This is a genomic window from Bacillus cereus group sp. RP37 (assembly GCF_040459695.1).
Lineage (GTDB): Bacteria > Bacillota > Bacilli > Bacillales > Bacillaceae_G > Bacillus_A.
Window position 1 is genome coordinate 4,068,038 of record NZ_JARVHP010000001.1, and the last position, 13,997, is coordinate 4,082,034.

Below are 13,997 nucleotides of genomic sequence, written 5' to 3' on the forward strand. Positions count from 1 at the left end.
CTCACTTACTTTTTCGGTTCTGCTTTTTGACCAAACTCTTTTTCCCATTTTTCTAAAATTTTGTCCCGATTTTCTGCTGCCCATTTAAAGTCATTCTTTTTGTATAACTTTTCTGTCACATCTTTAGGGAATCCATCTGGAAGCTTATAATCATTTTTAATTGTCGCAAATCCATTTTTCTCGAAGTATAACTTCATTACATCATCAGTAATTGCCCAATCTAAAAATGCTTGCGCTAATTTTTCATTTTTTGCATTATCTTTCTTAATAAGTGCGTTCGCTTCTACTTCCCAACCTAATCCTTCTTTCGGCAATACAACTTCAACTGGTGCACCTTTTTGTTTCTCTTTCAAAGCACTATAAACCATTGAGACGCCAACTGGATATTCACCCGCGCCTGCTAATTTCGCTGGTTTTGAACCTGAATGAGTATAAGTTGCCATATTTTCATGAAGTTTCTTCATGTAATCCCAACCCTTATCTTCACCCATAATTTGTAACCATGCAGAAACTGTTAAAAATCCTGTTCCAGAAGAAGCCGGATGTGGCATAACAAGCGTTCCTTTATATTCTGGTTTCGTTAAGTCTTCGTATGATTCTGGCATCGGTAAATTTTTCTTCTTTAATTCTTCTTTATTTATAGCAATCCCCGTCATAAATGCCGTATTACCTACCCATTTTTCTGGTTGCTTATCATCTTTAAATTGTGGAAGAACACGATCTGCTCCTTTTGGAGAGTATCCTTTTAACATATCTTTTTTATCTAAAGCTAATAGACTTGACGCAGCAGTTCCCCATACAACATCTGCTTGTGTATTTTTTCCTTCAGCTAGCAATTTCGCTGTAATAACTCCAGTTGAATCACGAACAATGTTCAGCTTCACATCTGGATACTTCTTTTTAAAAGAATCAAGATAAATTGGTACAAGTTCTTCTTCAATCGCTGTGTAAACAGTTAATGATCCAGATAATTTATCATCTTTTACTTTTGCCCCAGCACTTTCTTCTTTTTTTGCACCACACCCCATTAATAACGAAAATACCATTCCAGTTGCTACAGCTTTAAAGATTGTTTTTTTCACTGTCTCTCTCTCCTTTTACAAATCTTATGTACAACTCAAATATAAACAACTAGTGTAAAAGCAGTATTAAACCAACATTAATCTTTTGTTTGTTGTTTGTTTTTGTGTAATACGTTGCTACTTCTATGTTTTTTCGCATTTTTCTGCTAATAGTGAACACTAAATTTACAAATAATTAAAAAAACCTTTATAATCCCACAAAAAAATGAGGCGTTTGTAAAAAACGCCTCATTTTTGTTTACCTTTTTTTGAATTACGATTTGCATACTTCGCGCTATTTTCTCCTTCATACTCTAATGCAAATTCTGCATCTGGTAAGCTTTCTTTCGGAGTTTTATTATTGTTGATTGCCGCATTTTGTTTCACTTTTCTTTTTACCAATACATTCACCTGCTCTCAAGAATTCACTTTCTACTCTAGTTTGAAGCAACATAAAATAATTATTACTGGCAAGTGTTAACAAGTACATAAGAGCCGCTAAATGGAAATACTACCTATAAAGAAAACATTATAAAAAGGAGCGATTATTTTGAAGAAAAAAGATAAAATTCAGTCACCAATTTTAGATGAAACGCTCCCGCATCAAATGAATTTTCCATCTTTTAAAGGAACAGGAAAGAAGATGCAACAACCTTTCATAAATCAATATGACGTCGTAATCGGCGACAGTAAATATGATTCCGAGAATAGTCCACTTCACAATTGGAGCGATGAAGTAGATCCTGCCATTATGGCTGGAGAAGAATGGATCCATCCTACAAATGATATTGGCTGGATTTCAGAGGAAAATCAAGAGTTGCTAAAAAAAGAAGTAGATAATAAGAATGACTCTTTTATGCATCCGCAATTTGGCATTAACGACTAAAAAACCATTCTACCTAAAATAGGTAGAATGGTTTCATACTATCCAATAATAATTCTCTCTTTCGGGTATTTATAGCGAGGTGGCTGTTCTCTTCCACCACTAGCCAGTATAAATGTTAAAATACCGACACGCCCAATAAACATAAGTACAATAAGTACAAGTTTACCAACAGTTGTTAAATCTGGCGTAATACCTGTTGATAGCCCTGTCGTCCCGAAAGCAGAACACACTTCAACAATTAAACTCATAAGTGGTACATTTTCCGTAATAGATAAAATAAATAGCGCTGTGGCACATAATAAAATCCCCATCGTCATAACGACAGATGCTTTCAGCACGTCCTCTTCATGTAGCTGACGCTTGAAGACTCTAACCGTTCTCCCACCTCTTGCAAAAGTGTATAGCGATAATATACTAACAGCAAATGTTGTTGTACGTATTCCGCCCCCAACCGAACTTGGAGATGCTCCTATAAACATTAATATACTCATAAATAAAAGCGTCGGTTGTGACAATTCACGTATATCCATTGTAGCAAGTCCACCACTTCGCGTCGTCACAGATTGGAATAATGTATAGAAAACTGTTTCATGCCATGACTTTCCTGCTAAAAACTGATTTCGTTCTAGTAAAAAAATCATGATTGTTCCAACGATAACGAGTGCAAAAAATGTTGTTGTCGTCAATTTTGTAAATAACGAAAAACGAAATAGTTGCTGTCTCCTTTTACTAAGGAATTGTTTCACTTCCATTAATACAGGGAAACCGATCGCTCCTAAAATAATAAGTAACATATGAATCATTTGAACAATATAATCTTTCTTATACGGAATTAGCGATTGTCCTGTTAAATCAAATCCGCCGTTCGTGGTTGCACTAACAGCTGCAAAGAAACCGTGAAAATAAGCTTCTTGCCAAGTTGGAAAATAAAGTAGGAATCTTGTACCTAATAGTATTGCTCCAATAAGTTCTATCGAAATAATTACAATTAAAATAGAACGCATCAATTCTACAAGGCCTGATAAATTCCCTTGATTATGATCTGCCATAATGAGTCTTCTTCTCTGCAAACCGATCTTTTTCCCCGTTATAATCCAAACAAATGTACCAAGTGCCATAATTCCTAAGCCGCCTAATTGTAAAATAAGGGCTAAAATAATAATTCCTGCCGTAGTAAATGTATCTGAAATCGTAACAACAGACAGTCCCGTAACACTTACCGCACTAACAGATGTAAAAAGGGCATCGATAAATGTCCACTTCACACCAGACTTCGTAACAAACGGGAAACTAAGCAATATCACCGATACAACTACTGCTAATAAATAAAACAAAACAATGAGTTGTACAGGACGTAATTTTTGTAAAAACTTTTTTATATCTCTCATTCCATCACTTCGCTACCTTTTTTCTATCGATTAAATAAAGAAAAATCTTCACTTTCTTTATTTGTAAATAACTGCTCAAATAATTTGGCAAATACCATTCCATACACAGTTCCATTACCTCCATACGGCAATGCGTAAAATAAATTATGTATCTTTTTGTCTTCTTTTAAAATAGGAAGACCATCATGACTACCACCAAATGCTGCCGCCCAATAGTAATCTGCCTGTATATTTTTATACTGCGGGAACATCTCTTTTACAATGTTAATAAGGATATCACGCTTATGCAATAATTTCGTATCACCGATTGTTTGGATTTGCATCGCTTCATCTAATCCACCTACAATAATACGGTTTTCATACGTTCGAAAATATAAGTAAGGTCGTGCTGTTTCCCAAATTAAGGATTGTTCATGCCAACCTTCAAATGAATCTATCTTATTTGTCACAATCGCATAAGATGTTTCTACTATTGTATTTTTTTCTTTCTTCCCGAAAAGCGTTTCATAGCCTGTCGCCATAATAATATTCTTTGCTACAATTTGATTTCCTGTTTTTGTGTAACAAATTAAATCATTTTGGCGTTTTTTTATATGTATGGCCTCTGTATGTTCATGCACAGTAGCTCCCATTTGATTTGCTTTATGCAAAAGGCTATGCGCTAATAAATACGGATTCACCTCGGCATCACCATGCGTATATAACGCTGCTTGTTTTGTAAATGAATACTTCTTTTTAATATCTAAATCGGTAAAATATTCAACCGGGAATCCATGATGACGTAACGTATTATATTCTTCTTGTAAAAATGAAACGTCCTCATTTCTACTTGCATAATATAAACTACTTCGCGGAATAAAATGGGGATCAATATCAAGAGTCGGTACAACCTTCTCCATTGTTCTGAGCGCTTCGTAACAAAGGCTATATGCTCGTACCCCTTTTTCTTTACCAAATGTATGAATAAGAGAGGTTAACGATTTATCATGAAGAAATTGTAATAAGCCTGTATTGGCAGCTGTACTACCACATGCGATTGCGCTTTTTTCAATCAGTGTAACACTCATTCCAATTTTCGCTAACGAATACGCTATATGAGCACCTGCTTCTCCACTTCCAACTACGAGCACATCACATATCATATCATTTTCTAATGGTGGATAACAAGGTACAGAAACTCCTGTATTCCAAAACAATTTACCAGTCATAAGTTTCATAATTATACTCCTAAAATGTAGATTTCTCCTTTCTATGTTTTGTTATTTTCCATAAAAAAATCCAACTAACACAACGCTAGTTGGATTTTTTATTTTTACTTCGAACGCTCTTCAAGCCAATTTCCAATCGTCGGATACGTTTGTTTTACAGCTGTTCCGCCGTAAACGATAGACATATGCCCTGTCGGTAAACATACATATTGTTTATCTGTGCTAGAAATATGATCTAGCAATGCTTCTACTTGGCATGGCAGGGCGATATGATCACGTTTCCCGGAAATATTTAAGACATTCGCCTTAATATTTGTAAGGTCTACCTTTTGTCCGCGAATAACGAGTTCACCCTTAACCAATTTATTATTTTGATAAAAATCGCGAATCCACTGTCTATATGATTCACCTGGGAACGGAATACCGTCGCCAACCCACTTTTGAACCAATCTCCAGCTTTCAACAAAGCGCTCATTCTCTGAACGATCCACTAAAGCCACATATGGACCAACAAAGTTCGTAATCGGTTTTAGCATTTTGTTCCCGAAATCAATCATTTCTGGCGGAATATTTCCAAATGTATCAACCGCTTTATCTAAATTGAAGTATTTCTCATCTAATAAAGGACCATATAATCCTGTTTCAGAGAAATCAAAAGGACTTGTCATAAAGATTAAGTTACGAATTGGCATGTGCGGATGAAGTGCCGCATAAATAGAAGTTAGCGTTCCGCCCATGCAATAACCAAGTAAAGAAATCTCGTCCGATTTTGCAGTTCGCATTACTTTTTTCACTGCTTTTGCAATATAATCAAACACGAAATCATCAAATTTCAAATGACTATCTTCTAAACCAAATGTGCCCCAATCAAGCATATACACGTCAAAACCACGGTCCACTAGATATTCCACTAAACTATTTCCAGGAGTTAAGTCCATAATATATGGTTTATTAATAAGAGCATATATTAATAGAATTGGAACTCTTTGTGTTTTTTCTTGTTTTGGAATGTAGCGATAAAGCTTCGTCTTATTCTTCGTCCAAATAACCTCTTTCGGTGTTAACCCTACTTGCGGCTCTGGTTCACGTAATAAAATTTCACTCGCCCTTTTCACACGGCGATATGCTTTTCGGTACTCTTCTGGGTATAACTCTAATTGCTTTTCCCATTCTGTTACGAATGTAGTCATTTTTCTATCTCCTTTTTGGTCGATTTCCTTTTAAAAAAAGAAGTGCATTCCTGCTATGGATATGCACTTTTTTCTTACTTCATTACATGTATAATCCACCGTTAATGTTTAATTGCTGACCTGTAATATATGCACCGTCACGGCATAGGTATACTACACCTTTTGCAATTTCATCAGCTTGACCAAAACGTTTTTTCGGGATTTTCGCAACGATTTTTTGACGTACTTCTTCTGGTACTTCAGCTACCATTTCAGTATCAATAAATCCTGGGCAAATTGCGTTTACAGTTACATTTGTTTTTGCAAGCTCTAACGCTAATGATTTTGTAAATCCTAACATGCCTGCTTTTGCTGCTGAGTAGTTTGTTTGTCCAAATCCACCAGCTTGACCAATAATAGAAGAAATACTGATGATTCTTCCTTCTTCTGCTTCCGTTATGTATGGAAGTACAGCGCTTGTCGTATTAAATACGCTGCTTAAATTCACGTCAATTACGCGTTCCCAATCTTCACGATTTAACTTTTTAAATGTACGGTCTCTTGTAATACCAGCGTTATTAACAAGAATATCAACTTGACCAAAATGATTCACAGCTTCTTCTACAAGTCGGTTTGCGTCTTCTACTTTAGAAACATCCGCTTGAACTGCATAAACGTCATGACCTTCTTTTCCTAGTTCATTTACTAAGTTTTCGGCTGCTTCTTTACTGCTGTTATAGTTAATAACTACTTTTGCTCCCTCTTGTGCTAACGCTACTGTAATCGCTTTTCCAATTCCTTTTGCCCCACCTGTTACGATTGCTACTTTGCCATTTAATTGAACCATTTCTTTTCCCCCTTAAATGAATTTGTGAACGATTGTTATGAATCATTTTGGTACTCATAGTAATAGAGTCCATATATTAATTATGTTTCGTTGTTTATACATGAAAAAGAGATTCTCCCCTTCTCTTTTACACGTTATAAACAAACGCTATTATCATTTTTTATTTTCCGGCTTATTCGCAGGTTTTGTTTCTTCTTTTACAGGTTCTTGTAGTTTTGCTAGTACTGCATTTTGCTTTTCTAGCAATTCTAAGATTTGATCAACTTTCGTTTCTAACGTGCGAATATCTTGTTTTACTTTCGTAACATCACGCTTTAATGTAGGAGCTTGTCCTAAAGAATCTACTTTCTCCTCTAGAAATTCCTCGATGTTATCTACTTTATTTTCCAAGTTAATAACAAGCGTAGCCACTCTTGCAATATCCTCTTTCGTAGGCACATTCACCTGCTCTAGATAATTTTTTGTTGTATCATTTAATGCTTTTTGATAAAACAAATTTAAATCTAGAACGCTGCCCATCCAAGCAGAATATTCTTCTGTTTTAATTGTTTCATTGAGCGCTTTTCCCCAAAATGTTTCGGTTTGTTCATAAGCATTTTTCCATGCTTGTAGTGGATCGAATTTTTGATCAATCACTTTACCTACACTCCCTTTTTCGTTTTTGAAACAATTCAACCTATTCACTATTTTCTAATATTCTGAATAAAACTTCAAGTCTATATTTTATTTTTCTTTATTTTCCAACAAATGTATTGACATTAAAAACAGATAGGTGTAAATTGCACTTATAAGCAAAAAATTCCATCTAACTGATTCATGAGGTGATGCACAATCATGCTACAAAATGAACCAGAACAACGCGAAAGTTTGGAGAATAACCAAGCGAAACAACCAAACTCCATGCCAAAAAACTTCTTAGTTCCCTTCTTACTTCTCTGTCTAAAAGACTGGAGTCTTCATGGTTACAAACTTATTCAAATGCTAATGGACATCGGCTTTTCTTCTGTTGACCAAGGTAATGTGTATAGAACATTGCGCAAATTAGAAAAAGAAAACCTTATTTCTTCTACTTGGGATACAAGCGACGGAGGGCCAGCAAAAAGAATTTATTCTTTAACTGAATATGGAGAGCAATATTTAACAACATGTGCGACTTCTTTTGAACATTATCAAAATATGTTGCGGACGTTTTTTACGTTATACACCAATGCATTCTTTCCATTTTCTACTTCTCCAGAAAAGGATGAAAAGGATTCTTCATCTTCACCTGGTGGTACAGCAGATTAATCTGCGTTCATAATATGCAAAAAAACATTTGGAGGTCAAACAATGGAAACTAAGCCATACGAATTAGTCGATGCATTTTGGAAAAACTGGTCTCAATCTCTTTCCCTCTTCTCTTCAGCTGGGAAACAATTAGAGCAACTTACTTTAGAAACTTTAAAACAACAACAAGACGCTCTGCATAAATTAACATCAGGAGTAGATGAACTAGAAAAAGAACTACAACAATTCACTGCTCAGTTCAATAACCAATATACAGATTATGTGAAGCAATTAACTGGAAACTCCTTAAATGATCAAATTAACGAGTGGCAAGGGAAATGGAATGAACTTTCTACTCAAATGCACCAACTTACTGTTTCTCCTACGAAAACATCTTTGTCTATTCTTACTCAAACTAGTGGTCAATTTGAAGAAACAACAAAACAATTTATTGAACAGCAACAATTACAACGTGAAGAGGTTCAAAAACAATTTGAAGTTTTTTTGGGAGAGTTCAAGTCCAAACAACTAGAACTCGCAAAGCAGTTCGAGGAAAACTCAAAAAATTTATTTACTTCCATCAAGTAAGAAAAATGTGGGAGCTAACTGCAGCACAAACAAAACTCTTTCTTCCTCCTACTACATCAAGATGGCTGGCATTTTTCGATATGGAAAAGAAGGAGGCCCAAATGAATCCATTTCAAGAAGCACAAACTGTTCCGGAGCTTCGTTATGATGAGATTCAAGTCGGTGATCAAGCATCCCTTACAAAAACGATTACGGATGAGGACGTTATCAATTTTGCAAAATTGACTGGAGATGTGAATCCTATTCATATTTTAGACTCTTTTGCAAAAACGACAATGTTTAAAGAACGTATTGCTCATGGTATGCTCGTTTCAAGTTTTATTTCTACTATCCTTGGAACGAAGCTCCCAGGAAAAAATACGATTTATTTATCTCAAAACGTTTCATTCCGTGCTCCTGTCAAGATTGGCGATACACTTCGCGTTGTGGCAGAAGTCATAAAAAAACGTGACGATAAAAAAATCATTACGTTGCAAACAAACATATATAATCAATCAGGTGATATTGTCGTTGAAGGTACAGCGACAATACTGAAAAAAGAGTAGCAAATTTGCTACTCTTTTTTCTATCCAATAACTTCTAATCACACCGATTACTTCCGCGTATGAGTACGCCGTTTCCACATAAAATAACGTTACCAGTTTAGATAGGTACTTAGCTGAACTGGACTACTCATAAGGATGTGTATCAACATGGTAAAAACAAACAAATTACTAGTTCCAGGTGCAGAACAAGCACTTGAACAATTTAAATATGAAATTGCACAAGAATTCGGCGTAAGCTTAGGTTCTAATACAGCATCTCGTTCTAACGGTTCAGTTGGCGGCGAAGTAACGAAACGCCTTGTTGCTTTAGCTCAACAACAATTACGTGGATAAACCTATAACATATGGCTTAGAGGCAGATATTCTCTGCCTCTTTCTATTTTTAACATACATAATCGTGCTTTTTCACATACTAGTAAGAGCAAACTGAAAGGAACGATATGTAACATGAAACGGATTAACATTCGTATGAGTCCTCCCCGTGTTCTTACTTTGTCTTTTATTATGTTATCAGTTATCGGCACATGCTTATTAAAGCTACCAATTGCTACAACAACGTCTATTTCATGGCTCGATGCTTTATTTACAACCGTTTCTGCTTGTACGGTTACAGGGCTTGGTGTTGTGGACACTGGGAAAGTATTTACCTTATTTGGCCAATGTGTCATTTTAGCGCTTATACAAGTTGGCGGACTTGGCATTATGAGCTTTGCCGTTTTAATTGCAATTATGCTCGGCAGAAAAATTGGCCTTCAAAACCGAATTTTACTGCAACAAGCGTTAAATCAAACGAATATTGGTGGCGTCATTCGTCTTGCCAAAGCATTATTTTTATTCTCTTTTACAGTCGAATGTATCGCTACTTTGATTCTTTCTTTTGAATGGGTACCGAAATACGGTATTGCTAAAGGGGTCTATTATAGCTTTTTTCATTCGATCTCTGCATTTAACAATGCTGGTTTTTCTGTATGGAGCGATAATTTAATGTCCCATTCTCATAGCATTCTTGTCAATCTCGTTATTTCCTCCCTCATTATTTTAGGTGGGATTGGTTTTACAGTAATCGTAGATATAAAAAGAAAGAAAAATTTTAAAAACCTTACATTACACTCAAAACTTATGCTCTCTTCTACTCTAATCGTCAATATTATTGCGACTGTTTTTATTTTTATATTCGAGTTCCACAATTCCCTTTCTATGAGAGGATTTACCCCATTTGAAGAAGGAATGGCCGCTTATTTCCAGGCGATTTCAACGCGTACTGCCGGGTTTAATACAGTTGATATTTCTGCATTATCAAAGCCTTCCCTTTTATTAATGATGCTCCTAATGTTTATTGGGGCTGGCAGTGCTTCAACTGGTGGTGGAATTAAGTTAACAACATTTTTAATCATGTTTTTTGGGGTATTTAAATTTTTACAAGAACGAGATGATATTGTCGTGTTTAAAAAATCTATTAAAGATACTCTCATCGTCAAATCATTGACCATCACGATTATTTCCATTTCATTTATCTTTTTTGCTATTTTAATTTTAAGTATTACTGAGCGAGTTCCTCTATTGATGAGTGCTTTCGAAGTATTTTCAGCATTTGGGACTGTCGGTCTCAGTATGAATTTCACACCACACTTAACTATGATTGGAAAAGCTATTATCATCTTTATGATGTTTTTTGGGAAGATGGGACCTTTAACATTGGCTTTTTCTTTTGCACGTAAAAAGAAACAAAAAATAAAATATCCGAATGAAGATATTTTAACAGGTTGACAACCGTATAAATTATCCATATAATGAGAGTACAATAGCATATCTCCAAAGGGGAGTAGCGTCCAAGAATCTTTCTTGGAAACAAAGTCGTCATTACGTAGAACTTAGTTCTTCCGGCTTTGTTGGCATTTTCATTACATATGTCTAGCAAGACCTTTGCCTATTAACGGCAGAGGTCTTTTTTGCATTCATTACCAAATTCTTCCAAAGTTAATAGGCAGGAGTATGGGGAAACTAAATAGTGGGGAAATTCTTCACTTATTTAGTACTTATAGAAATGAGAGGAGAATGTACATGGATGTATCATTATTATTGGAGTATGGTTGGGTATTACTCATCCTAATTGCACTTGAGGGGATTTTAGCGGCTGATAACGCGCTTGTTCTTGCAATTATGGTAAAACATTTACCAGAAGAAAAACGAAAGAAAGCACTATTTTATGGATTAGCGGGGGCATTTGTTTTCCGATTCGGATCGTTATTTATGATCTCGTTCTTAGTCGATGTATGGCAAGTGCAAGCAATTGGTGCCATTTACCTTATGTTTATCGCTGGTAATCACTTATTTAAAACGTATGTTAAAAAGAATACAGATGAAGAAACAGAAGAAAAAGAAGCAAAGAAAAAACAAGAGAATTTTTGGTGGACTGTATTTAAAGTTGAGGTTGCTGATATCGCCTTCGCAGTTGATTCAATTTTAGCTGCTGTTGCATTAGCAATGACTTTACCAAAAACAGGATTAGGTACAATTGGTAGTCTTGATACTGGGCAATTCGTTGTTATCTTTGTAGGTGGACTTATCGGATTAATCATTATGCGATTTGCAGCAACTGCTTTCGTACAAATCTTAAAACGTAAACCAGGACTTGAAACTGCAGCATTCTTAATTGTAGGTTGGGTTGGTGTGAAGCTAGCAGTTTATACATTAGCACACCCTGCATTAAATGTAATTCCACATTCATTCCCAGAATCCACTCCGTGGAAGCTTACATTCTGGATTGTATTAGTCGGAATCGCAGTTGGTGGTTGGTTCTTCTCGAAAGAAGTAGAAGTAAAAGTAGAAAAGAATTTAGACGAAAAAGCGCTGTAATTACAGCGCTTTTTCTTTTTTCCTTGTCCCCTCTCTATGTCCAGAAAAAATTCCATTATACTATTTTTTGTAAGCGTTTTCCTTATATATGTATGTCCTTTTTGTGAAACATTGCACAAACTCATTGAAACTATGACCGAATCCATGTACTTTATTCATATAAGGAGTATTTATAGATGATGTACTAAAGGAGCGTATTACTCATGCTAGAACAAGGATTAGATTATGTTGTCAAACTGGCTAAGAGCAAAAAACAAATGCTAGATACAAACCCGCTGCAATATTTCATTCGTGCCGCACTTGCGGGTATTTATATCGGCTTTATTATTGTACTATGTTTTAAATTAGGTAACTTTTTTCACATTGCAGATTCACCAGCAACTTATTTAGCTGCTTCTATGTTTTTCGGAATTGCCCTCGTACTTATTATATATGGCGGTGCTGAATTGTTTACTGGAAATACAATGTATTTCACAGTGGCAACTTTACGAAAAGAAACAACGATTTCTGATACACTTCGTAACTGGGTTGCTTGTTATGCAGGTAACTTAGCTGGCGCTTTATTCTTTGCCTTACTATTTTACGCAACTGGCATTTTCGGAGCAATTGATCACGGTCATTTCATGAATAAAGTAGTGGAAGGAAAAATGAATACACCTACAATACAATTATTCTTTAAAGCAATTTTATGTAACTGGCTTGTATGTCTTGCTTGTTTCTTACCTTCTCAAGTTAAAGGTGATACAGCAAAAATTATGATGATGATGCTACTCGTTTTCACATTCTTCTTATCTGGTTACGAGCATAGCATCGCAAACTTATCACTATTTGCTTTATCTTTAGTTTCACCGCATCCGGAGACAATTTCTTTTGCAGGTGCTATTCATAATTTAATTCCAGTTACAATTGGTAACATTATTGGCGGGTCTGTATTTGTCGGTATGGTATACCACTACTTAACAAAGAAAACACCTGAAGTTCAACAGGAAGAAACTGAAATCGCAGCAGCTCAACAAGAAGAGATTATTCCTTTACAAGCACATATGAAACATTAAAAACTCCAAAGTTTTACTTTGGAGTTTTTAGCTCCCCACATATTTAACAACAAGATTAGGATTAATCTCTCCTTCTTCCTTTCCCTTATTAATTCTCTGTTTCACCTTGTACATACCGATGACATCATTCGTATGAAGGTGAATTTCATTTACGTATAACCCCTCTTTACAAAAAACCTCTACAAAATCTAATCCACTTTTTTCTCCCCACCCCATATTGAAATCAAGGGAAAGAATATTCACATCATAATCCCGAACCATTTGCAAGGCACATTCTACTGTAGTTGCGGGCACATACCCGTACGGACAACTTCTTTGATCATCCATATATACGTTCACTCTCTATCCCCTCTCTATTTTGTATACGTGACCAACATGTAACATATTGCCCCAAGGCTAATAAAAGGGCCAAACGGAATTGGGGTCCTCATTTTCATACGTTTTAATACTATACCAGCCCCAAAGAAACAGAGACTAAAACAAGATGCTAAAAATAAAATCATAAAAATCCCTTTCAGTCCCACTATAAATCCAAGTAACGAAAGTAATTTTACATCTCCTCCACCAAGCCCTTCTGGATATATTTTTTGCATGCAATATAACAAAATGAATATAACCCCACTACCAACTATACTATCTGTCCAAGTGACTAACGGTACAAAAACACATTCTAAAATGAGTAAACAGGCGAACCAAGCTAAAATACGATTAGGGATTAACATATATATGTAATCTGTAATTGAAATAATAAGAAGTAACGAAAAAAGCGATAAAATGATGATAAGCTCTCGTTCCACCCCAATCATATATACAGTAAGAAGAAATATCATTCCGGTTACAAGTTCAAATACTACGTACAAAATTGAAATTTCCCTCTTACAATTCGTACAACGTCCTCTTTGTATACAAAATGAAATGATTGGAATCAATTCTTTTGGCTTCAGCACATACTTACAATAATAACAATGTGAACGCGGGGTAATGATAGACTCACCTAGTGGAACTCTCATCGCAATTAACATAAAAAAAGAACCAAACACCATCCCCACTAACAATGCATATAAATAAGTGAACATCCCTTCCTCTCCTTTCCAGAAGAACATAGCAAAAAAAGGAGAGAACTTCTAC

The 13,997-nt window shown here is 35.5% G+C and carries 17 protein-coding genes and 1 riboswitch; of the genes, 8 read left to right on the top strand and 9 right to left on the bottom strand.

Going from position 1 to position 13,997, the window contains the following annotated elements:
• Positions 1-5 precede the first annotated feature (5 nt).
• Positions 6-1,082 (bottom strand): putative 2-aminoethylphosphonate ABC transporter substrate-binding protein, encoded by a 1,077-nt coding sequence (locus QCI44_RS21485; RefSeq protein ID WP_098412871.1) that lies wholly within the window; start codon positions 1,080-1,082, stop codon positions 6-8.
• Positions 1,083-1,310: 228 nt separating this feature from the next.
• The gene (locus QCI44_RS21490; RefSeq protein WP_000240799.1) at positions 1,311-1,463 is read right to left on the bottom strand and encodes a hypothetical protein; all 153 of its coding nucleotides are present in this window, start codon (positions 1,461-1,463) and stop codon (positions 1,311-1,313) included.
• A gap of 148 nt (positions 1,464-1,611) precedes the next feature.
• On the opposite strand from QCI44_RS21490, the gene QCI44_RS21495 reads away from it, so the two are divergent.
• Positions 1,612-1,947 (top strand): DUF3905 domain-containing protein, encoded by a 336-nt coding sequence (locus tag QCI44_RS21495; protein ID WP_016088787.1) that lies wholly within the window; start codon positions 1,612-1,614, stop codon positions 1,945-1,947.
• A gap of 38 nt (positions 1,948-1,985) precedes the next feature.
• On the opposite strand, the gene QCI44_RS21500 is transcribed toward QCI44_RS21495, so the two are convergent.
• The 5 genes from QCI44_RS21500 to phaR form a co-directional block, all read right to left on the bottom strand.
• Entirely contained in the window at positions 1,986-3,335 is a 1,350-nt protein-coding gene (locus QCI44_RS21500) for a TrkH family potassium uptake protein (protein ID WP_016088788.1), read from the bottom strand.
• A 23-nt stretch (positions 3,336-3,358) separates the two neighbouring features.
• Positions 3,359-4,552, bottom strand: a complete 1,194-nt coding sequence (locus tag QCI44_RS21505) for an NAD(P)/FAD-dependent oxidoreductase (RefSeq protein WP_098986766.1) — start codon at positions 4,550-4,552, stop codon at positions 3,359-3,361.
• Between the two features lie 95 nt (positions 4,553-4,647).
• A complete protein-coding gene (gene phaC, locus QCI44_RS21510) occupies positions 4,648-5,733 on the bottom strand; it encodes a class III poly(R)-hydroxyalkanoic acid synthase subunit PhaC (protein ID WP_098412874.1) in 1,086 nt (361 codons plus the stop codon).
• Positions 5,734-5,815: 82 nt separating this feature from the next.
• A complete protein-coding gene (locus tag QCI44_RS21515) occupies positions 5,816-6,559 on the bottom strand; it encodes an acetoacetyl-CoA reductase (protein ID WP_016088791.1) in 744 nt (247 codons plus the stop codon).
• A 153-nt stretch (positions 6,560-6,712) separates the two neighbouring features.
• Positions 6,713-7,195, bottom strand: a complete 483-nt coding sequence (phaR, locus tag QCI44_RS21520) for a polyhydroxyalkanoic acid synthase subunit PhaR (protein ID WP_016088792.1) — start codon at positions 7,193-7,195, stop codon at positions 6,713-6,715.
• Positions 7,196-7,393: 198 nt separating this feature from the next.
• Here phaR and phaQ point away from each other — a divergent pair, with 198 nt between their 5' ends.
• The 7 genes from phaQ to QCI44_RS21555 all read left to right on the top strand — a co-directional run bounded on the left by phaQ (position 7,394) and on the right by QCI44_RS21555 (position 12,869).
• Positions 7,394-7,846 (top strand): poly-beta-hydroxybutyrate-responsive repressor, encoded by a 453-nt coding sequence (gene phaQ, locus QCI44_RS21525; RefSeq protein WP_016088793.1) that lies wholly within the window; start codon positions 7,394-7,396, stop codon positions 7,844-7,846.
• Positions 7,847-7,888: 42 nt separating this feature from the next.
• A complete protein-coding gene (gene phaP / locus QCI44_RS21530; RefSeq protein WP_016088794.1) occupies positions 7,889-8,413 on the top strand; it encodes a polyhydroxyalkanoic acid inclusion protein PhaP in 525 nt (174 codons plus the stop codon).
• A 101-nt stretch (positions 8,414-8,514) separates the two neighbouring features.
• Positions 8,515-8,958, top strand: coding sequence for a MaoC family dehydratase (locus QCI44_RS21535; RefSeq protein WP_001067917.1), 444 nt, complete (start codon positions 8,515-8,517; stop codon positions 8,956-8,958).
• A gap of 147 nt (positions 8,959-9,105) precedes the next feature.
• The gene (locus QCI44_RS21540; RefSeq protein ID WP_000241212.1) at positions 9,106-9,291 is read left to right on the top strand and encodes an alpha/beta-type small acid-soluble spore protein; all 186 of its coding nucleotides are present in this window, start codon (positions 9,106-9,108) and stop codon (positions 9,289-9,291) included.
• 114 nt (positions 9,292-9,405) lie between these two features.
• A complete protein-coding gene (locus QCI44_RS21545) occupies positions 9,406-10,725 on the top strand; it encodes a TrkH family potassium uptake protein (RefSeq protein WP_016133939.1) in 1,320 nt (439 codons plus the stop codon).
• A 38-nt stretch (positions 10,726-10,763) separates the two neighbouring features.
• Positions 10,764-10,929: riboswitch (yybP-ykoY riboswitch) on the top strand.
• 90 nt (positions 10,930-11,019) lie between these two features.
• On the top strand, positions 11,020-11,814 hold the full coding sequence (locus tag QCI44_RS21550) for a TerC family protein (RefSeq protein ID WP_000383326.1): 795 nt from the start codon (positions 11,020-11,022) through the stop codon (positions 11,812-11,814).
• A gap of 203 nt (positions 11,815-12,017) precedes the next feature.
• On the top strand, positions 12,018-12,869 hold the full coding sequence (locus QCI44_RS21555) for a formate/nitrite transporter family protein (RefSeq protein ID WP_098412876.1): 852 nt from the start codon (positions 12,018-12,020) through the stop codon (positions 12,867-12,869).
• 27 nt (positions 12,870-12,896) lie between these two features.
• On the opposite strand, the gene QCI44_RS21560 is transcribed toward QCI44_RS21555, so the two are convergent.
• Both QCI44_RS21560 and QCI44_RS21565 read right to left on the bottom strand, forming a co-directional pair.
• Positions 12,897-13,208: a cyclic-phosphate processing receiver domain-containing protein gene (locus tag QCI44_RS21560; RefSeq protein ID WP_098412877.1), complete on the bottom strand. Its 312-nt coding sequence runs from the start codon at positions 13,206-13,208 to the stop codon at positions 12,897-12,899.
• Positions 13,209-13,222: 14 nt separating this feature from the next.
• Positions 13,223-13,945, bottom strand: a complete 723-nt coding sequence (locus QCI44_RS21565) for a prepilin peptidase (protein WP_016088798.1) — start codon at positions 13,943-13,945, stop codon at positions 13,223-13,225.
• Between the last annotated feature and the right edge of the window lie 52 nt (positions 13,946-13,997).